This window comes from Stenotrophomonas sp. SKA14 (genome assembly GCF_000158575.1).
In the GTDB taxonomy this organism is placed as follows: domain Bacteria; phylum Pseudomonadota; class Gammaproteobacteria; order Xanthomonadales; family Xanthomonadaceae; genus Stenotrophomonas; species Stenotrophomonas forensis.
Window position 1 is genome coordinate 2898117 of sequence record NZ_DS999412.1, and the last position, 19648, is coordinate 2917764.

Below are 19648 nucleotides of genomic sequence, written 5' to 3' on the forward strand. Positions count from 1 at the left end.
GGACCTCACATGAAGATCCGCAACGACATCATCAAGGTCTACAAGGACGTGCACATCTGGGTCGGCATCTTTGCTGGCCTGATGCTGTTCGTTGCCTTCTATGCCGGCTCGATCACCATGTTCGAGAAGCCGTTGGAGCGATGGGCAACCCCCCCGTCTGCGCTGTTTGCGCCGGTCCCAATGGAACGTGCACCTGAACTGCTTGCCGCGGTGCTCAAGGCGCATCCCGAGGCGGCGAAGAACTACAGCGTGATGGTGCAGACGTCGCCTGAAGCGCCTGCCCGCGTGATCTGGCGAGTACGTGGCGACAAGCCACGGCAGTTCACGGAGTTTGGCGCAAGCTTTGACGAGAAGGGCCACCTCCAGGTGGAGCAGCTGCGAAAGGCACCGGTGGCGCAGCTTGTCGACACCTTGCATCAGTTCGTCGGCCTGCCGTTCCCCGATGCGATTTCGCGCCCCATCATGGGCATCGTTGCGCTGATGTATGCCGTCGCATTGATCTCCGGCGTCATCGTGCTGTTGCCGACGTTGGTGAAAGACTTCTTCGCCGTGAGGGTAGGCAAGAACATCAAGCGCATGTGGCTGGATGTGCACAACGCTCTGGGCATTGTCAGCTTGCCATTCCACCTGATCATGGCCGTGACCTGCGTGGTATTCGCGTTCCACGATCAGATCTACGACATCCAGGACAAGGTGGTTTATCCCAACGGCATCCAATGGGGCGAAGAGCACGATGCCGGGCCCGCTCCGGGCGCCCAGCCTCTGCCTGCTCCTGCACTGCTGGAAAAGGTAAAGGCACAGCTTCCAGGTTTCGAGGTCTACAGCCTGGGCTTCCAGCAGAAGGGCAGTGTGGTCGAGGGGCGTGTCACCGGCCTGGATATCCGTTACGGGACCCGTGCCCGCACCTACATGAGTACCCACCTCAATCCGTACACTGGCGTAGTGGACACACATGACCTGCCAGGAAACATGGGCGGCTGGGATACGGCGGTCAATGCCTTCTTCATGCTGCACTTCGGCAGCTTTGGCGGAAACCCCGTGCGCTGGATGTACCTGCTCCTGGGGCTTGGCGGTGCGATCGTGTTCTACACCGGCAACCTGCTGTGGATCGAGTCACGACGCAAGAAGCAGCGCGATGCCAACCTTCCCGAGCAGAAGCGATCCACCCGGGTGCTGGGATCGCTGACCATCGGTGTGTCCCTAGGCTGTGTCATCGGCATCTCGGCAACACTGGCAGCTACCAAGTGGCTTCCTGGGCTGATTGCCAATGTCCCAGCATGGCATGAAGGCATCTACTATGGGGCCTTCCTACTGGCAGTGGCCTGGGCATTCATGCGTGGGGCCGCGCGCTCCGCTTATGAGCTGCTGTACGTTGGCGCCGTAGTGACGGCACTGATCCCGGTCGGCAGCCTTGCGGCTTTGGCCGGCGTCCCCGGCACCTGGAACCATTCAAGTGCGGAGGTGGCCGTGGACGCGACCGCGTTTGTCGCTGCTGCCATTCTCTGGCAACTGGCGAGGCAATCCAGGAAGCGCGCAAAGGTCGGCCACAAGGACAGTGTCTGGGCCATCGAAGGGAATTCTCCCTAGGGCAGGGCATCAAGAAGCCGAGTATTAGATCGGCCTTCGGAACTACCTCCGAGGAGGGCAGGACCGTTCTGCGGCCGCTTCTATCTGCTCAGTGACGAACTTGAGGCCTTGGCGTAGACCATCGAGGTAGTCATTGGCCGCTTCTCCACGCTCGTCGGCATGGCTCTCCACGACCATCGGAATCAATTGCGCCCACGCGGCGCACAAGGCCGAGGGATTAGAAGCACTGGCGACAACCGCCCGCATGGCGCATTCCAATGCCCTGGTTCGGCCATCGGACTTTGCAATACGGCGCTCGCACTCCCTTACACGCAGCTCCAGCACCAGGAACGCGTCTTCCCCTCGCTTGAACATGGCTCCACTCCCCGTGGCGGGGCCGACAGGCCCCTACACGATTGTCGCGCTAGGCGATAGGAAATGTGAACCACGTCTCGTTCAGTTTCGAGGATGACGGATATTTGATGGACAGCCAATCAGGCGGGCGTTGCTAATTGCTTGGCGCTTACCGCAGGCGCGGCAGGACAGCACGGCCCCACTTACATGCCGAGTGGTAGAGTGTGAATAGGTGCCGACGTGGCCCTCTTCCAAGGCAAAGACATGCCCATCCGGGCCGTTGTATACGCAAGCGAAGCAGTTCAAGATCTTTCGATTGAGCAGCTAGAGGCACTTGTGGCGGATGCTGCCAGGTTCAACAAGGTGGCAGGCGTAACGGGAGTTTTGCTGTACGACGGAGCAAGATTCGTGCAGTACTTTGAAGGCCCGGAAGATGGAGTCGCCAGCGTCTATGAGCGCGTGCTGCAATCGACGAGCCACACGGGCGTCGTAGAACTGGCGAGAGGCCGCATATCTACGAGGCAGTTCCCCTATTGGTCAATGCATCGACTTCCGGCCGATCAGCTGCTCGTGGGCAAGCTGGCAAGGGCCGATTGGTCGCGCTTCAAGAAGAGTGAGCCTGACGAAATTGCTGGATCGGTATGGGGAATTGATGTGCTGGCCGCAGCTGTAGCGCCCTACGTGCAAGCTGCATAGCTTCGACTCAGATCCGATCACGACGATGCCCTTTCGGGGCGTCAGCAGCGATGGGTGTGAACACCATCAACCGTTCGGTTGCACTGAGTGGGGAAGGCTCGTGCGTGTAACAGTCGTCTTTCGTCTTGCTACGCCATTCCTCGGCGCGAATACATAGTGGAATAGGTGCCATTCACGGATCAGTGAATGGCTCGTCGCCATTGTGTGATTTGGCCAGGACAGCGGCGGCATCAGCTTGCACAGGAGTGCCGTAGAGCCATCCTTGGCCTACAGCAGAAGGCGCGATCTGCTGCAGCAATGCATCCTGTTCCGCAGTCTCCACTCCTTCCACGATCACCTCCAGGCCGAGCTGGCGGGCGATCAGGTACATGCCCGGCAACACCGGGCGCAAGGGTGATTCCTCGGTGATGGCCGATACGAACATGCGGTCAATCTTGATACCGATGAAGGGAGACTGGGCAAAGTGTGAGAAGTTGGAGCTGCCAGTTCCGAAGTCATCAATGAGGAATCGGAATCCCAATGCTGCCAACGCTGCCATGTGTGCGGTTACGCCAGGGCAGACCAGTTCCTCACGTTCGGTGATCTCGATCCTGACCTGATCCGGTAGAACACCGGCCTGCTGCGTGACGCTTACGACGAAACGAACAGTATCCTCCGAAGCCATGTCAACGGGCTCAGCGTTTATGCTCAGATATGGTGCATTCTCGCCTGCGAGGGCCGGTGCCATCTCTCTCAGCGCCTTCGACAGTACGTACCGGAAAAGATCTGAACTCAGGCCAAGTTGGCGGGCCATTGGTACGAAGATGCCAGGAGATATTTCGCCTTCGCCAGCTGGGCTCCAGCGGCTTAGCACTTCGAACCCGACAAGGCGCCTATCCACAACGGTGTATAGAGGCTGATACACCAACTCGATCTCGTTTCGGCGCATGGCAAGGCTGAAACGCTGCTGGAGCGTCTGCCTTGCGGTCCTGTTTCGGCGAATTAGGAGGTACGAGAAGGTAATGCCAAGCGCGGCACCTATGCCGATGATGGTGTAGAGCAGAGATGGGGCAAGGTCCCAGATGCCCCGCCGGGGCCGTGATACGAATGCACAGACGTTTGCCTTGTTGCTGCATCGGCTCAGCCGTATGCGGGATGATGCGGCTTCACTGGCGTCCGTTGCAGGTTCCACACTCCGGAACACATAGGAGCGATCACGCGTTTCGACAGTGAATGTGCTGGTTCTCGCGGGGTCCAAGCCATCGAAGGACGAGGGCGATGACACCGTGAATGTCTGGCCCTGGGCGATCAGGTTGGTGCCTCCGTAAGGCGAGCCAACGAGATCGGACGTATTCCATAGCTTGGTCTCGCCCGATGAATAGTGCGGCGCAGGAAGCTTGAACGGAACGATCCTTCCCCAGAGCGCGCTGCACAGCAGGTGACCCTCCTGGATGCGTCCCACGTCGCTCATATAGCTCGAGTTGAACGCGATTTCCTTGAGTGCTCGAACGTCTTCGTCGGAGCACGCAATGACAGCAGACTTCAGCGCTGCATCTGAAGCGACGCGTCGGGCTCGAGAGACAGTCTCTGCTCGAGCTACCACCGCTTCAGCGATGGTCTCTGTGGACTCACTATCCTCAACAAACAAGACGGCTTGAGCAACTATCAGCATCGCCAGCATGGACAGCGCTGCAGAACCCAGAATCGTCGACAGAAATCGCGCGCGGTTGCCAGAGACGGTCAATCAGTTCCCCCTGAAACGGATTTGTACCTAACTCAGAGTCAGAGTCGCATTGCTTGTCCCGCATTTATCGGCATTTGGTCACACAACTGGAGTGATCGACTCCGCTTGCTGGATGGTTCAATATGAATGGCTTATCTGCACGGCATTCGTCTGGACTGGCGGCCATCCACCCTTCGATCAGGCCATCCTGCAGCCCCCGACATGCTTTAGTGGAAGTTGGCGGACACTCCGCCCCCTAGGGCCACTGTCATAGCTCTGCAGAAAGACGTAGGAGGCTGCTCAGGATGGCATGTCCTGTATGTTGAGTGTGGCGATGATCTGCCCAGCAACCTCCGCATCTGCGCAGAGGAAGAAGACTGCATCCTTCTCAGCTGCTTGAGAAAGGAAATGGTGGACGGTGATCAGTGCCGCTGTGGCGTTTCGGACGAACACCTCGTGGCACTGCGAAAGCCTAACGTGCGCAAGCTGTGCAGCAAGCGCCTGCTTGGTTGCGTAGATCTCGGCTTGTTGATCGCTCTCAATGCGCCCGGGCAGGCCGACTCCGCAACCGGTGTAGACACATTTGTCCTTGAACCTGGTTTTCCACACGAACTGAGGGGAGTTTGGCTCGAAGGGCGGTGCGTTTAGGGGATTGCTCTTGATCATTCAGGGGCGACGGTGTCAGGGCTGATCGCTTCCTGCGAATTGCGCGCAGCGGCCTGATGCCGCTCACGACCGCTCAGTCTTGAGTGGCGTGCGGAGAGTAGTTGTGCCAGCGTGAAAGTTCCGCAACTGTGCGCCACTTCTTCCTTTGCTTCTTGCACGCGCTGAGCACAGGGCTGGGCATACGATCGCTTCTGAATTCGAGGTTGTGCCGCATGCTCAAGTGTTCAGTCGTGTTCGTAAGCTCTGCTGTAGAGGAAGTAGGTGAAAGTCGGCTTGCCCAACTAATGACCGCCGGGGCTAGGTTCAACGAGGCGTGCGGGTCGCGTGCGGTTGTGTGCTTCGATGGAAGCCGCTTCTTCACCTACCTCGAGGGCGCCGCCAGCTCGGTAGCTGCAACTTTGGTCTACGTCGAGTCGCTGGCTATCCATTCGGAACTGGTGCAACTCGCTCGAGGCAACGTCCAGCAGCTTCGCTTTCCGGAACAGCCATTGCTATTCATGCGGGTGACCACCCCTCAGCTTAAGTCCTTGGTCCGGGCCGACTGGACCAATTTCGCTCAGCGCCTCAAAGGCCGGTTTGATCCCGTTACGGGTATGGAGCTACTCGCCGACCTGGTTGCGCAACGCCGCGAGCCGGCGGCAGCCTGAATTGATGCGGCGCTCCCGGAGATTACACCCTGTGCTGTGCCCGGGTGTATAAGCAATCAAGGGCGGCGGGGGACAGATCGATGCGCTTTGAGTTCACGCATACCCACATCTATCCCGGGGCTACCGCCGATCTCTCTGGCAGACTGCCGGAAGCTGAGGGCGAGACCACATGCCTGGTGGAGTTGAGTGATGGCGTAGTCCTCTCGACCAGTTGCTCGGTAAGGGGGGAAGAGGTTCTTCTTTCAATGCCGGAGTACCTCACGGCCCGTGGTGCAAAGATACCCGCCAAGACGTGGGCGCTACGCAGGGACGTTGAGACAGGAGCATGGCGGGCGAAATCTCGGGTACCCACCTAGGGGATGGGTTGGCCCCTTCATCGCATCACTTTGTGATCGCTACCTTCTGCTCCCACACTGAGATCTATAGATGCACGAGTTTCAAGATTGGACATTCAGCGCCAGGGGCAGAACCGTAACGGCCAGGGTGCAGGTGGATGGCCGTGGGGGCGGCACTATTACGCGGTTTGAGACCAGGCCCGGCCCGTCGCAAAGCGGTCTTTCGATCAAAGTGGGCTCCCAGCAGGAGGCCGCCGCCGAGCTTGAGCGAATCCTTACTGGTCTGCTGGGCGCTGATTGGTAGCCCTGGGAGCGATCGAGGAGATCTGATCGGTCAGCATCCGAAGAGACTGCTGAAGGGCAGCGGTGAAAACAGGGCCGTTGCTGCCCGCGTGAACGTCCGCCGCTTCTACCAGCATCAGGTCCCACATGCGGGCCAGTGATGGCGGATCGTTATGGGTGGCGATGGTGGCGCCAAGCGCGTATTCCATTGCCTTGAGGTACGCCCGATGGGCTTCCAAGTCGACCTCGCACGCGCGCAGTCGCTCAGCAATCTGCTCCAAGGTGAGTGTCATATTGGGCTCGACTTGCGCATGAATAGGATGGATAGTTTGTGTGGGCCACCGGGCGTACACAATGAGCATCCTCAACGTTTTGCTGCGTGCTGACCAGCTCCTCGTTGCTGTTGACACCTTGGCAGAGGATGCCCAGACCGGAGCCCGTTCCTCTGGCGCGAAGTTGCTGCTGGTTCCGCAGCACAACCTTGTGATGGCCGCGCGCGGCTCCACGCAGTTCTTCATTCGCGTCTATGAGCTGGCTCTGCAGGCGAGCTTCCGTGCTGATTTCACGATGGAGCAGCTCTCCGCCGAGTTGGGCCTGCTAGTGGATCAACTGTGGCCGAACTACGTGAGGGCTGCAGCCGAGGCTCGCTTGCCGGTCGAAAAGCTTGGGACCGAGCTGGTGCTGGGTGGCTGGTCGCCGCAGAGAGGCCGGATGGTGGCCACAGCCTATGCGAAGAGCGACAGCTCCAGGCCAACGATAGTGCAGCCCCTCGATGGGGGCTTGGCTTCACCTGGGGAACCGCTGGCCGGCAGGCCGGATAGCTTCGCTCCAGCCGACGTTCTTGCGGCTGGCAAGGTCCAGGCTACCTGGCTCAATGAACGCGTAGGGCGACAGGTCGCTGGAGGACGGCTGTTAGCTGGTTTCCTGGAGAAGGGGCAGGCCTTGATCAAGGATCTTGGAGAGATATAGGTCGTTGGCGTCAATCGGGCTAACGCCAAAGCGCGCCCGCACCTTATCTCTCATCTCCATGGGATCACAGTAGGCCCAAGGTCAGTCATGGATAAGGGATGTTTATCAGGGGTAGGACAGGTGGCCACTTCTGGGCAGTGACAATCGCATGAAATACTGCCATGGTCAGGGGCTCAATACTGGGGACTTGATCGAGCCAGAGTTCTATCTGCTACATCTCATCCGCTCGACCTCACTCAGGACTTGCTTGTCTAATGAACTGAAGTCGTTCGGAACTTCCTTCTCTGTGACAAAGGAATAGGTCACAGCAAAGTCGTCCCCATGAAGTACACGACTGCAGGAAACATTGCCCAACGTGTCACAGGATGCCATTAGCTCATCGTCATCCAACGGTTGTGTGGTGGCACGAGCACTCGGGCGCCATACGAAAAAGTGGCTCTTGTCGCCACCGTCGGGAACGGCAAGCAGTCCCTTCGCCAGCATCTTCGCTTCTTGCCAGCCTTCAATAGCGCTCGTACGCAGATGGGATCCTTGGGGGAGGTCGCCAAACCTTCTGCCAGGAAAGTACGATTTGGCTACCACCGCTACCGCGATCAAATTATCGGGGCCGATACAAGCCTCGCTATGGGTGGAGTAACAGCCATGCAGCGTAAAGCCGCCGACCACAGGATCCTCATTACTCCGCCGGGACGGCGTCGCATCTAGGTCGCTAGGGACACAAAAATCGGTCTTTGCACCTTCCACGCGGTATGAAGTAGGCGAATCTACACACCCAGATCCAAGAACTGCCACGACACACACCAAGAATCTAGTTGCTGCAACTCGGTTGAGGGCAATAGTCATATACGTCTCGCGTCGTTGAGCCAAGAACATTGATTACGGCCTCCAAGGCATCCGTCTTGTATCCGCCAAACACCTTGGGATCAGCTCCATTTCTCTCGAAGACTCGCTCGTGGAATTCTCCGATGACACTCCTGTCTAACATCACCGGGTTCTTCTCGGTGGCGCCCGCCTGATCCAGCGCCTGCACATGCGCCTTTGCAAGACCAACTCTTATCGCCTCCATTCTGAACTCGACCGCAATTGCCTGTGTGCTTGTCATAGTCCTGGGGTCGGCGCCCATGTTTCTAGCAATGGAATCTGCGAGAAATTTGTTAGTAAGCTCTGAAAGCCGACCATTCAGAGGGGTGGCGCCACTGTTGCTGGCCACTTCGCCCGCGCGTACTGCATATCTGTCGCCACCCGATCCCGCCAACTGATAATACGCCTTCCAATCGCCCGACACGGCGGCCGCTCTTTCCTCAACAGTGACCCAGCAGCCCTTGCCGCTACACTCGCGGCCGTCGGGATCTCGGTTTGTGTAGGGATTGCTGTTGGCATACCAATAGCGATTGAAATTGTCCCCGCGTGGTCGAGCAGCCACTGGGTCGACCGATAGAAAGCGCCCGATCGTAGGATCATAGTAGCGCTGCTGCATATAGTTGAGTCCTGTTTGCGCATCGGACACTTGGCCGGTGAAACCTGGCTGATCATCGCTACCTGCAACGAGCATGGCCCCATATGGGTCATAGAATGAATCAGCTATCAAATTTCCATATGCGTCCGACTCAGCCACTGGGGTTCCCAAGGCATCGGTATGAACGTATGTGACTGTCGCCTGTGCATACACCTCAGGACTGAGCGCCCCGAAGATCAGCATCAATGAGGTCATGTGGCGGGTAGCTATGCCGGCTCGGTTCATTCGTACTACCCTCCAGTTGCGGAAACGGCGGGTGCCCAGGCCGAGCACCCTATGGGCTTGCATGCTCTCACCTGGAACGTGGCGCCTGCAGGAACGCCCGTGTAGTCGATCTGCACCGATGTGGCAGGTCCCGAATAGGTTCCCCTTCCTGAAACTTCGTACCAGGCGGCCCCGGCCACTGCGTTCCAGCTGACGAAGTAGCGCACCTGCCACGGCGGGAATGCATTAGTAACGACGAAGCGCGCGGTGAGTCCGGTTGGTGTTACGGGCGGAACATTCACTGCCACCGCAACTGAGCCGCTGTAGCCGCTGCAACCGCCTTGATTGCATGCGGCGACCCGGTATGCATAGGTGCCGTCGCCGCGACCGGAGATGACCGCAGAAGTGCTCCCGCCGCTATAGACCGCCGTCCACCCTCCACCATTCGCGCTTTCTTCAACTACATAGCTACTGGCTCGATCAACCGCGTTCCAGCTGATCGTGTAACTGCCGGTGCCGGAGCTACCCGGCCCCGATAGCGCCGGCTCTGACGGTGGTCGCATCACTACCACGTTCAGCGCCGGGCCCTGCGGCCCGCAGCCTCCATCGTTGCAAGCGGCAACGCTGTAGCTGAGGCTTCCATTTGCGCGCCCAGTCAATGTCGCGCTGGTGCTGCCGCTATTGAGGATGGCATTCCACCCGCCGCCGGATACGCTTTCGAAGAGCCTGTATGTCGTCGCAAGGGGAATCGGCGACCAGCTCAGAGCGACACTTCCATCATTTGATAGCGCCGGGCCGGAAAGGCTTGAAGTGCCTGTCGGAGCACGAACCACCCGCACAGTCGCGGGGCCGGTGCTCGGCCCGCATCCGCTGCTGTTGCAGGCGGACACACGGTAGGCGTAGCTTCCATCTGGCTTCTGTGAGAATTCCCTCACTGTCGCCGGGCCTGTTGCCGCCACGATCCAGGTGGAGCCACCGCTGCTTTCTTCCAGTCGGTAGTTGCTCGAGCCGGAGACTGGAGACCAGGAGACGGTGTAGACACCGTTCGCAGACAGTGCAGGAGCACTCAATCCAGCGGGTGATCCTGGGACGCGCAGGACCTGCACCGACGCCGTTGAACCATAATCACCGCAGCCGGCGGCGTTGCAGGCGCGTGCGCGGTAGGCAAATGTGCCATCGGGCTTGCCGACAAAGGAGCGGGAGAGGATGGCGTCATTCTGGATCTCGGCCCATCCACTTCCTGCGGCGGACTCCTCCAATCTGTAAGTTTGGGCGCCGGCTACTGCTGGCCACGAGACACTGTAGTTGCCGTCTATTGAGAGCCCAGGCGCGTTTACGGAGGGCCCAGCTGAAGGAAGCGACTGGACCGAAGTGATAGCAGTGGCACTCCAACCACCGCAGGCAGTAGCACGACAGGCTCGCACACGATAGCCGTAAGACCCGCCAGCCCTGCCGGTCACTTCTCTCGTCCGGTCAGGTCCGGAATACATGTTGGACCACGCGCCAGCGCCTGCTTGCTCTTGCAGATCGTACCGGCTGGCTTGGGCCACCTCTGACCAGGAGACAGTGTAATTTCCGCTAGAACTCTGGGCGGGCGCGCTGATCACCGGGCTGGCGGGTGCCGTCGATGTGGCGGCCTTCGCGACCAGACTTCCATTTAGGTAGATGTACTCCACGCTGCTCGCGGTACGATCATTGTCTTGTCGACGAAGCACCCCGTCATTTCCATAGAAAGATGCGATGGTACCGGAGTCGGCCGAGGACAGGACTCTTCGTCCGCTACCGTCGTATCGATAGCTTTCCTTGCCGACCGCTGTGCGAAGTCGGTTGCCGTAGTCGAACTGAAATCCTTGACCGTTCTTGACAGAGAGGTTTCCCTGCACGTCGAAGGCGAGCCCGACTACCGTCGAGCCGTTGCTGTTGATGATGTTGGTCAGGCGATTGTTGGCGTCATACCAGTAGGAAAGATCCTTAAGGCCTTCAAGTCTGACCGTACGGATGTTGTCCAAGGCGTCGTAGCTATAGCTTAGCTGTCCATTGCCGCCGAAGGCGGTTGAGTGGGTGGATAGCAGGCGATCCTGCGAGTCATACGTCATCGAGCGAGTGCGCGCTGCGTTCAAGCCATCGGCGATCTGCGCTACGTTGCCGGCGGCGTCGTAGCCATAGGTGTTGTTGAGAATCCCCGCATCGGAAACACTGGCTGGAAGCTGTCTTCCGTTCTGTTGCATTGTGTGCACTATCCCGTTGCCGTACACAAACCGGCTCATGCCACCATTAGGGAAGTACGTGACGCTGGATACGAAGGTGCCCGCGCGTGTTGGCTGGCCCAGCGCGTTGGGAGCGTAGTCAACGCTAAGCCCGCTTGGATAATGAACACCAGACAAGGACGCGTGCGGATCGTAGACGTACCCAGCGGACCGTATAGGCATCCCCGTCTGTTCGATCGATTCTCCGGTAACAAGGCGACGCTTGTTGTAGCTGTAGGTATTCACCACCTGGCTACTACCAGCATCATTACGCGTGGTGACCTGGGCAACTTTTCCGTCGGCGGTGTAGCTCCAGATCTGGTCACCATTGCCGTCCGGGAACGACAAGGCGAGCAGGCGATTTCGCGCATCGTACGATCTGGAAACGCGTCGCGGAGCAACCGACGCCGAGCTGCCGTCTGGCTCGCAGCCGGTACTACTCGGGAGGCCGGACGCAGACCAGGCGACGTTCCCAGCGCCGTCGTAGCCGGCGAGTGTTGCTCCTGTCTCAGGCTCTACTGTCCGGCACAACTCTTGGGCCGCGTTGTACGAATAGGCTCGCGTAACCTCCAGGCTGCCATCCGCGCTGCTGCGGCGAATGCTCAGCGGCTTTCCGAAGGCGTCGCGATCAATGACTGTCAGCCCGCCTTCCGGTTGAAGGATCCGCGTAGGACCGTCGAAGGAGGGCTGATCCAGCATGCGATACCACGTCCGGGTCTCGGCACCCCTGGGATTGCGGGCAAGGGTGAACACGCCTGACGCGTCTCGGAGATAGCTGAGCGAGGTGGTAAGGTCACCCAACTCGGAGTTCTGGGTAACAGAAGTGGTACGACCCAGTGCGTCATAGACGGTCCAAGTGCCACGGTCACTATTGGCTGTTGCCGCCGGATAGGAGGAAAACACCGTCCTGCCTTCGTTGTCGTACTCCTTGCCGGTGAATCTGATGGTGCCTGGGTCGGTGGCGTCATACTCCGAGACAATCAGCGGACGCCACAGTGCGTCGTAGTACGCGATGGAAACCCTGTTGCCGGTGATGGTTGTTTTTCGCCAATGGCCGGCCGCGATGCCGTACTCGTCACCCATGACCTGAACAAAGCTCTGGTTCAGAGGGCTCCAGGCGGTGCTATCTCCGCTCGGGTAGTCAATACCCGCCACCCGCCCCATCGCGTCATAGCGATATCCGGTCGAGAATCCGTTCTGATCGGTGACTTGGCCAATCCAGCCGTGATCATCCACGACAGCGGTTTGCGTTGTGCCATCAGGGAAGCTGATCAGCTGCGGAACACCACGTTTCCAAGAACTCAGCCCGATAGTGTTCCCATTTCCATCGCGCACATATGCGACGGTGCCATCAGTGTTATAGCCAAGCGATTGGGTCAACTTCCCAAATGCCCAGAGCTGCGCGGGCCGAGAGGTGACAGGATCGAACGCCACCTGATCGGCAAGGACGCCATTGATCGCTCTGGTGGCAACTTGGCCCAGAATCCATGAGCTTTCGTTGTCATGGTAGCTCAGGGTTTCCAACGTAGTGGCGGCCAAGGCTTGAGGAGGGCAGGCCGTTGCGATCAGGGCAGCTGTGAGAAGCGTCTTGTGCGAGCATGTGCTTCTACGAGGAGGTTTACGAGCCATACGCTTCCCTAAATTGTGCGCCGCAGCGCTGGAGCACTGCTATTCGACTGCCTGTCGTAGCTCACCCTCAGGGCGAGCTGGATCGCGTGATCTTCAGCGGCCTTGCATAGGTATCAAACTGGTCCACGCGATAGAGAAATGTAGTCCCATCCTGCGTAGTGGTCCGCGACTCCAGTGGCTTGGGTAGCTCTTCTTCCTTTGAGCATGACCAACAAGGATTGCTGCCAATCCGTCCGTAGCTGCCGTCCGAGCTCCGCCGGTACTGGATGTCTATCCGTCGCAGCACGCCCTGCGTATTGCCGCGTTCCTCGCTCAGCAGCTGGCCTTCGAGATCGCCGTACTTTTGACTGAAGGTGAACCGATCCCAGCTGCCGTCCTCCCGGGTTACGGTGAGTGCGCGCGTTTCGGGGCACGGCGTAGTCGAACAGTACACTTGTTGTCCGGTGTCCAAGCTCGCAGCAAGCGGCGTGTACTGGTAGTTCCAAGTCATGGTGGCGAGCCCTGCCCCTGAGATAACCTTACGATTCAGTGCCAGCACGGTCAGAAGGTGGGACTCAACCGGATAGAAGATCTGCGTGAACGGCCGGCAGGTGTTCGGTGCATTGGTTCTGCCATGAAGTCGGTAGCTCATTTCAAATGTGCCCCTGGCTCCTGAAGGGTGAGTCATGACCACCGTTGCGGATGAGCTTGGGCCTGGTGTGAACGGCACAAAATCAGCACAGTTCCTCCAGCCGCCGATGGGGCTATCAAACGCAGCTCCGGCATCAAATGACCAACTTGAGCCATCTGGAAGAACCACACGGGTGAGCTTGCGATCGACAGTGCTGCCGGCGTACTCATAGTTCCAAGTGCGGCCGTTGGCGACGACACTCTCTACGCCGTCAGTGCCAAAATTCACGGTAATGGAGCGACCGTCGCTCGCGCTCATCACGACCTGATTTGGGGAGTAGGTGAATGTAATGTAGTTGCCGTTCCTGTCTTCGATACGGGTCGGCAACGCGCGGAACTCGCGTAGCCCCATCGTACTCGTGTAATTGAAGAAGCCATTACCGTAGTTCGCGGTCATGGTCCCGCGGGAGAAAGCCACAATGCGGTCGAACCAGTACCTGTCCCCATTGGGAGCATGCGCCATGAAGGCCTCCCCGCTCTCGCCGTTACTAGTGCTCGGGAGGCAGGAAAATACCCAGCGATCGGCGGTGGTCCAGTGATAGGCACGACCGTCGGTTGGTTGCTTGCCACCCGCAGCCATGATGATCATAGGCTTGCTGTCGCTCCCAGGAAGGCTTAGGGAGAGCCCGCCCCAGAAGAAGTGAGGGTCAAAAGAGAAACCTACGTTTCCTTGCCCGCTACTCACATACTCGGATGGGGCGCTGGCCTGTTGGGGCGAATTCAGCGGGATCGAACAACGACGTAGTGGCTCGCCCGGCACCATGGATACCCAGCCACTGTTCCCAAACATGCCTGAAATGTATGGGAGGTCAAAATCCCAGTCCCTCATTGATCTGGGGGTGTCCCGGCGCCCTCCCATCCTCAATGTGCGCGAGAACTTCATTGGCAACGCGTTGTTTCCAGGCAGATCAACGTCGACCTGGGTGAACTGGATGCCGCCCGTATAGAGACTGACCTTGTCACCGAACAGGTCATTACCTAACGCCGTAAGTTCGCTCAGGCCCTTGAGCTTGTCTTCGTAGAAGACGCCCGCCTGCGATGAGGTCAGTGGCGCGCCAGTCTGTGCTTGAGCAGCGGCAGCGAGTGTCAGCAAAAGTAGATTGAGGACAGTGCTGATGACTTTCGAATGCAATGACACGTACGTCTCCATGTAGCGCTGGCCGAGCGGCCAGACATGATCCGGTGACTACTACGTCTGCAACGAGACAACTTCAGGACTTATCGGATAGCAACGAGGCATCGTATGGACAAACGCTGCCAAGAGAGCATCACTTACTGCGCTTTACGCACGAACTGCCGTCGCTGCGATAGCGGCGCTTGAGAATGACAGTTACGTTCCCCTTACAATGCGGCGGACACTAGCTCAAGAAGTGACGGCGCGCAACTGGCTTCGGTTTGCTCCTCCAACCACGATCAGGGATATGCAAAGAGTGACAGCCTGTACCCATGCGTGGTCCAACCCGATCGGGGTCGATCTGGCGTTCTCAAGGCAACCGTGGCCCAGACAGAACTTCTGCGCCATGTGCGCGTGCTGGCTACCTCAGCGATTGGGGGGGGGGGCGGGCAGAGCGACTGCTGGCTTGGTTTACGCAAAAAAGGCGGTGCGTGTTCAAGTGTCCAGGAGAGAATTGGGACCTTGAAGCCGATCGGGCTGGCACTATGATTCGAGCCCGGCCTATCTTCCATCTCGGGACTGCGGCACGCTCAAGATCATCCGCTGATTAGGAAGATTTATCGGGGGTAGGGCAGTGGGCCGCTCGTGACCAAGGGCGGCTCGGGTATTTGCGACGGCAACTAAGAACTGGGGGCTCTTCCAATCCATACGAGGTGCTCTGACATGCCGGACAGCACGTCCGCCGCAATGAGCCCTCTAAGCAATCCGATCCTGGTGTGCCCCTCGACAAGATGCAATCTTGGGGCTAAGGGAGCAATGGCCCCACTCAGAAGGATAGGAGGCCTGATCCAAGTCCGCTCGCCTTCCCAACTCCGGCGGACGTCGGAGCGAACATCGATGCAGTTCCAGCCCTGGCTGGGAAAGGCATTGACTCGCGCAGCCACACTATCGAACCAATCCTGAAATTCCCGCCACAAGGTACAGGCGACAATCTCCTCGGCGGGAACAAGCTCCAACTGCCACATTATGCGACTAATGTCGAGGTGTCCATATTGCTTCTGGAATGCGCAGTTACGTCCGTGGTCTGCATAAACTTGCTCGAGAACATCCTCAGGAGTGGAGGGGAGTGCCTGGCGTAGCGCATCGAGCTCAATTCTGCCGGATTCGGCGTAGCTCAGATTCATCAGCGAGGAGAAAAGCATGTCAACCACGCTCCTGAAAATTTAATACAAAATGACTATGGCGCCAGCGCTATCGCCCAGATTTTCGGCCTCGCTGGAAATACCGGTCACCGTCAGTACTTATTGCCGTCCCGCATGAGACCATGGTAACGACGGGATACTTCACACAAGAGATCGAATGCCATGTCACGAACCTTCTGCCCTCGTCTGCGGGAAGGGCGATTGCTGATTTCGAATTAACGCCTCTTCGACAAGGAACCAAGGAACCCTATCGGGAAAGAGGAGTGAAGTAGCCACGACAGCGAGCCGCTGGACGAGGTCAGAGGGAGAGGCAGATATATCTACGTCAGCCAACTGGGCGATTCGAAAGACATCTCGACCAATCTCAAATGTGCAATTTCTCCCCTGTGAAATTCTCTCAGCTGAGAACTCAGCCCAAGCATCGGTAACGAAGAGCACACCGGCAGCTCCGTCTAGCTGCCAAAGATAAGGATCAAAGAAGTCATCAAGATTCGCGACGTGACCTAGTCGCAGAACCACCGCCAATGCTTCGCATGGATTCGCCGCGCCTTCAAAGAGTGACTCATCCGCACGGCCCTGTACGGAAGCAAGGCAGCTCAAGGCAGCCTTCCCATCTGTAGAACTCGCGGCGATCCGCGATCGAGAGTCGGTCAAGGAGGAGAAATAGTAGCCAAGCGCCTCTTCTGCTAGAGCTTGATTTCCCGTCAAAAGGAGCATCGAAACAGTCACAGCAATGGTGGGCGCTTGCTCCTCGCAAACAACAGTGATACATGCCGGGTAAGCCTTCAAGAGCTCTTCAACGCATGCAGCAAAACTCGCCACACTCTCCGGGCCTGCCTCCTCACCCGAGGCGAGAACCGGCAATGCTGTCCAAGCCATCAGGGCAGATATTCTTATTGGGTGGTTGAATAGATCCGCCAACCCGCCCCCAGGATGCCGGAGCATGGCAAGCCTATCTTCGGATACAATACTCCTTATACTCAGTTGCGCTGAGGAACATTCTGCCACCAAGTCATCGCACACATCGCGAGCAAGCTGATAGCACTGCGCGTCATGCAGCCAAGGTAGGAGAGCCGCCAGCATCGCTGCACAGACCTCCGATCGCAGCATGACCTCGCTGCTTCCGACTATTCGAGAACAAGTGGCTTCGTAATATGTCCTAGCGAGCATGCCCCTTCGACTGCCATCTGAGCCAAATGCCTCGAGGCATGCGCTAAGTGCGTCAACAAAAACTCTGGGTTCCCAAACTTCGGGGAGGGTGTAGTGAATTTTCCACAAGTCTGATATTTCACGCTGAGTGGGCTGGTCATATGTGTCGCCGCCTGTCTTCAGCGCCTGCCGCAGCTCGCTATCATTCAAAGAGTAGTTGGGATTGATGCAGAACTGCGGTGGACCGTAGAGGTTCAGGCCCCACATTACAGGGCTCTGTCCGATCACGCTCAGGCCCTCGTGAATTCTTCTACCTACCTCCAGCAGATCCAGTGTCTGACTATCGTCTCGAAGAAATTTCTCCCCCGTTATGTACGACACGAGCGCCTGAGTTGCAAACCCTCCTTCGGCAGTCTCCTTGGCAACCTGATTACTTGCAGACGCAGCGAACAAGGTGATACCCGGTGTTCCAGCCTCTCCGTACAAGGTTCCCTTGAGAAGAACGTTCAGATCCTCTATTAGGCCGCCACTTTCACAGGCATCTATCACGATGTTTGTCTGGGCAGGCTTGGCTTCGTTGATGTAACGAAACAAGTCCCCTAACGACAAAGAAGTTACAGACAGTGCACCAAGTCGTGTATCGCGCAGGCAAATGAAAAAGCCCCCATTCGCCACCTTGCCATGTCCGGCGAAGTAGATGGTTAATACGTCAAGCTTAGGACCATCGAAAAGGAGCTCCTTCAGAGCCAGCCGAACGACGTCGGTGCACGGAGAGCGAAGTAGAACCGATCGATTCGCATCATAGAATGGAAAGTTTGCATTCAGAAGGGCATTGAAAACTCTATCGGCATCCCTTTCCGCCCCCGAGAGGGAAGTCACATGATCATAAGTGTCACAACCAATTGCCAGAAGAGCCCTCATCATCATTCTGCTCCGTAGCTCACGAAGCGTGCCTTTCGTTCCATTTCACGCCGGAGAGCCTCCTGAGTTTTCCTCTCTTTTAGTTCTTCAAACTTCTTCTTGAAATCATCCGGCGCGGTCTCAAGGGCATGGAGCATTTTACCAATCACTTCTTTGCCTGCATGGAGAGCAGGGAGTTGCACGTTGCCAAACCTATCGACGCCGAATTCCACCTTGTCAATTGTTTCATAGAATGTCTCTGCCAAGGATGTCTGGGAACCCGCCGAGACAACGTTCCCGGACGACTCACAGGTATCACTGATAACGCCATAGAAGCTCACTGCGAACTGCGCCTCCATTTCTTCTTTTGCCCGTCGCATAGCGGTTGCTAGGCCCTCAACACTGTGATCCGCTATGTCTTCGAGGCTGGTCTGTATCTCCGTCGAGTGGACCTTAAACGAATCGCTATCTGATCTCTCGCTTGCACTCCAGAGCCTCCATCCAGCGCCGTGCCGTAGGTGGTGCACATTCTTGCCAGACACAAATTTCTGCGTTGCCTCGCGGTGCGCTTCTGCCAACGTCTGAGTGAACGCGTCCATAAACTCCTTGGCACCGCGCTTCATGGAAAAATAAAATCTATCCATACATTATTCCAGATAAGAAATTTGCGTCACAGAATGCTTGCTCGACTCAGCCTTCAAGCAGCCGAGCGCCTGGGTTTGCTGCAGCGCCGCCTGTTTGAAAGTACCCAACCACACTCGACACTGACCGGTGCTCGGTCAACTGCATGATGGCAGGCAGCGCCACGCCTTGGCGACTCGCTTCGGTCACGAACCCTGACCGCAGGCTGTGTCCACCAAAATCCCCCTCCAGCCCGGCCTGGCGGGCCCGCCGTTGCACGATCTCACCCACCGCAGCGGGGGACAGGGCAGGGCCGACGCGCTGCTTCCAGAGCCGCCGGAAGATGGCCCCCTCGGTGATCCTGGACGCCTCCAGCCAGTCCTGCAGGGCGAGAGCGGCCCTGTCCAGTACCGGCTTGTCTGGCGTCGAGGTGGCGGTAACGCCGGCCTGTTGGGTCTTGCTGTGCTCGAGCCGATAGATGTAGCCTGCCTCGCCGATCCGACGCAGGTCGCGCAGGTCGGCTGCGGCGATCTCACTACGCCGACGGCCACCGCTGGCGAATCCAAAGGAGAGTAGGGCGCGATCCCGAATGCCTTCCAGGCTATCGTTGCAGGTGGCCAACATGGCCTCCAGCTCGGCCAGGGTGATTGCAGTCTTTTTGCGTGGGCGTTCGCCGCGCTTGACCGCGGCCCGCGCGGCGCGACTGAGTACGGTGCGGATTGCCGGCTGCTCGCAGGGATTGGCCACTTGCTTCAGGCGGTGCGCGGTGGACAGGACGGCAACGCGATGGCGCACGGTCGCCAAGGTCCACGGGCCGACCTTAGCCTTGAGGCCAGCGGCCACCAAGGCCTGATCGACGGCTGGTGGAAGTTCCCAGGCCAATTCGCCGTCGGTCGAGCGGCGCTGTACGTGATCGACTACGAACTGGAGCACGATGGCTTCGGGTACCGGCAACGCCAACTCGATGCCGTAGCGCGCTGTATGCCAGCCGGCCCAGTAGCGCAGAGCACTGGTGTAGCTGCGAGTGGTGTTCTCGGCTGCGGCTTCGGCCAGCAGCTCGCGGACCGCATCGGCAGCCTGTTGGGCCAGCTGTTCGGGCAGGACCAAGCTGGTGGCCGTCGCGGCAAGTGTGGGAACTGTAGAAATATCTTTCATACTATGTAATGTAGGCTACGCTTGGA

Annotated in this window: 14 protein-coding genes; 4 read left to right on the plus strand and 10 right to left on the minus strand. The window is 58.3% G+C overall.

Features of this window, described 5'->3' with window-relative positions; translation table 11 throughout:
• Window positions 1-9: 9 nt before the first annotated feature.
• Complete coding sequence (locus SSKA14_RS13095; protein ID WP_008265701.1) at window positions 10-1587, plus strand: PepSY-associated TM helix domain-containing protein; 1578 nt, start codon at window positions 10-12, stop codon at window positions 1585-1587.
• A 42-nt stretch (window positions 1588-1629) separates the two neighbouring features.
• On the opposite strand, the gene SSKA14_RS13100 is transcribed toward SSKA14_RS13095, so the two are convergent.
• Window positions 1630-1941 (minus strand): hypothetical protein, encoded by a 312-nt coding sequence (locus tag SSKA14_RS13100; RefSeq protein WP_040007714.1) that lies wholly within the window; start codon window positions 1939-1941, stop codon window positions 1630-1632.
• A 243-nt stretch (window positions 1942-2184) separates the two neighbouring features.
• On the opposite strand from SSKA14_RS13100, the gene SSKA14_RS13105 reads away from it, so the two are divergent.
• Window positions 2185-2616, plus strand: a complete 432-nt coding sequence (locus SSKA14_RS13105; RefSeq protein WP_040007715.1) for a BLUF domain-containing protein — start codon at window positions 2185-2187, stop codon at window positions 2614-2616.
• A gap of 172 nt (window positions 2617-2788) precedes the next feature.
• On the opposite strand, the gene SSKA14_RS13110 is transcribed toward SSKA14_RS13105, so the two are convergent.
• Window positions 2789-4276 carry an EAL domain-containing protein gene (locus SSKA14_RS13110; RefSeq protein ID WP_157635944.1) on the minus strand — a complete coding sequence of 496 codons (1488 nt, stop codon included), beginning with the start codon at window positions 4274-4276 and terminating at the stop codon, window positions 2789-2791.
• A gap of 342 nt (window positions 4277-4618) precedes the next feature.
• Window positions 4619-4984 (minus strand): hypothetical protein, encoded by a 366-nt coding sequence (locus SSKA14_RS13115; RefSeq protein ID WP_157635945.1) that lies wholly within the window; start codon window positions 4982-4984, stop codon window positions 4619-4621.
• 212 nt (window positions 4985-5196) lie between these two features.
• On the opposite strand from SSKA14_RS13115, the gene SSKA14_RS13120 reads away from it, so the two are divergent.
• Entirely contained in the window at window positions 5197-5631 is a 435-nt protein-coding gene (locus SSKA14_RS13120; RefSeq protein ID WP_040007717.1) for a BLUF domain-containing protein, read from the plus strand.
• 610 nt (window positions 5632-6241) lie between these two features.
• Here the strand turns inward: SSKA14_RS13120 and SSKA14_RS13125 are convergent.
• Window positions 6242-6541: a hypothetical protein gene (locus SSKA14_RS13125; protein ID WP_040009666.1), complete on the minus strand. Its 300-nt coding sequence runs from the start codon at window positions 6539-6541 to the stop codon at window positions 6242-6244.
• A gap of 61 nt (window positions 6542-6602) precedes the next feature.
• Between SSKA14_RS13125 and SSKA14_RS13130 the strand changes: the two genes are divergently transcribed.
• A complete protein-coding gene (locus SSKA14_RS13130) occupies window positions 6603-7217 on the plus strand; it encodes a hypothetical protein (protein WP_040007720.1) in 615 nt (204 codons plus the stop codon).
• An 808-nt stretch (window positions 7218-8025) separates the two neighbouring features.
• Here SSKA14_RS13130 and SSKA14_RS23435 read toward each other — a convergent pair.
• The 6 genes from SSKA14_RS23435 to SSKA14_RS13160 all read right to left on the minus strand — a co-directional run bounded on the left by SSKA14_RS23435 (window position 8026) and on the right by SSKA14_RS13160 (window position 19622).
• A complete protein-coding gene (locus SSKA14_RS23435) occupies window positions 8026-8958 on the minus strand; it encodes an RHS repeat-associated core domain-containing protein (RefSeq protein ID WP_232281398.1) in 933 nt (310 codons plus the stop codon).
• Between the two features lie 5 nt (window positions 8959-8963).
• Window positions 8964-12707 (minus strand): wall-associated protein, encoded by a 3744-nt coding sequence (locus SSKA14_RS23440; protein ID WP_157635946.1) that lies wholly within the window; start codon window positions 12705-12707, stop codon window positions 8964-8966.
• A gap of 172 nt (window positions 12708-12879) precedes the next feature.
• Complete coding sequence (locus tag SSKA14_RS13145) at window positions 12880-14619, minus strand: hypothetical protein (protein ID WP_157635947.1); 1740 nt, start codon at window positions 14617-14619, stop codon at window positions 12880-12882.
• Between the two features lie 1343 nt (window positions 14620-15962).
• Entirely contained in the window at window positions 15963-17867 is a 1905-nt protein-coding gene (locus tag SSKA14_RS23445; RefSeq protein ID WP_157635948.1) for a caspase family protein, read from the minus strand.
• Window positions 17868-17869: 2 nt separating this feature from the next.
• The gene (locus SSKA14_RS13155; protein ID WP_040007724.1) at window positions 17870-18490 is read right to left on the minus strand and encodes a hypothetical protein; all 621 of its coding nucleotides are present in this window, start codon (window positions 18488-18490) and stop codon (window positions 17870-17872) included.
• 46 nt (window positions 18491-18536) lie between these two features.
• Window positions 18537-19622, minus strand: coding sequence for a site-specific integrase (locus tag SSKA14_RS13160; protein ID WP_040007726.1), 1086 nt, complete (start codon window positions 19620-19622; stop codon window positions 18537-18539).
• Window positions 19623-19648: the final 26 nt, after the last annotated feature.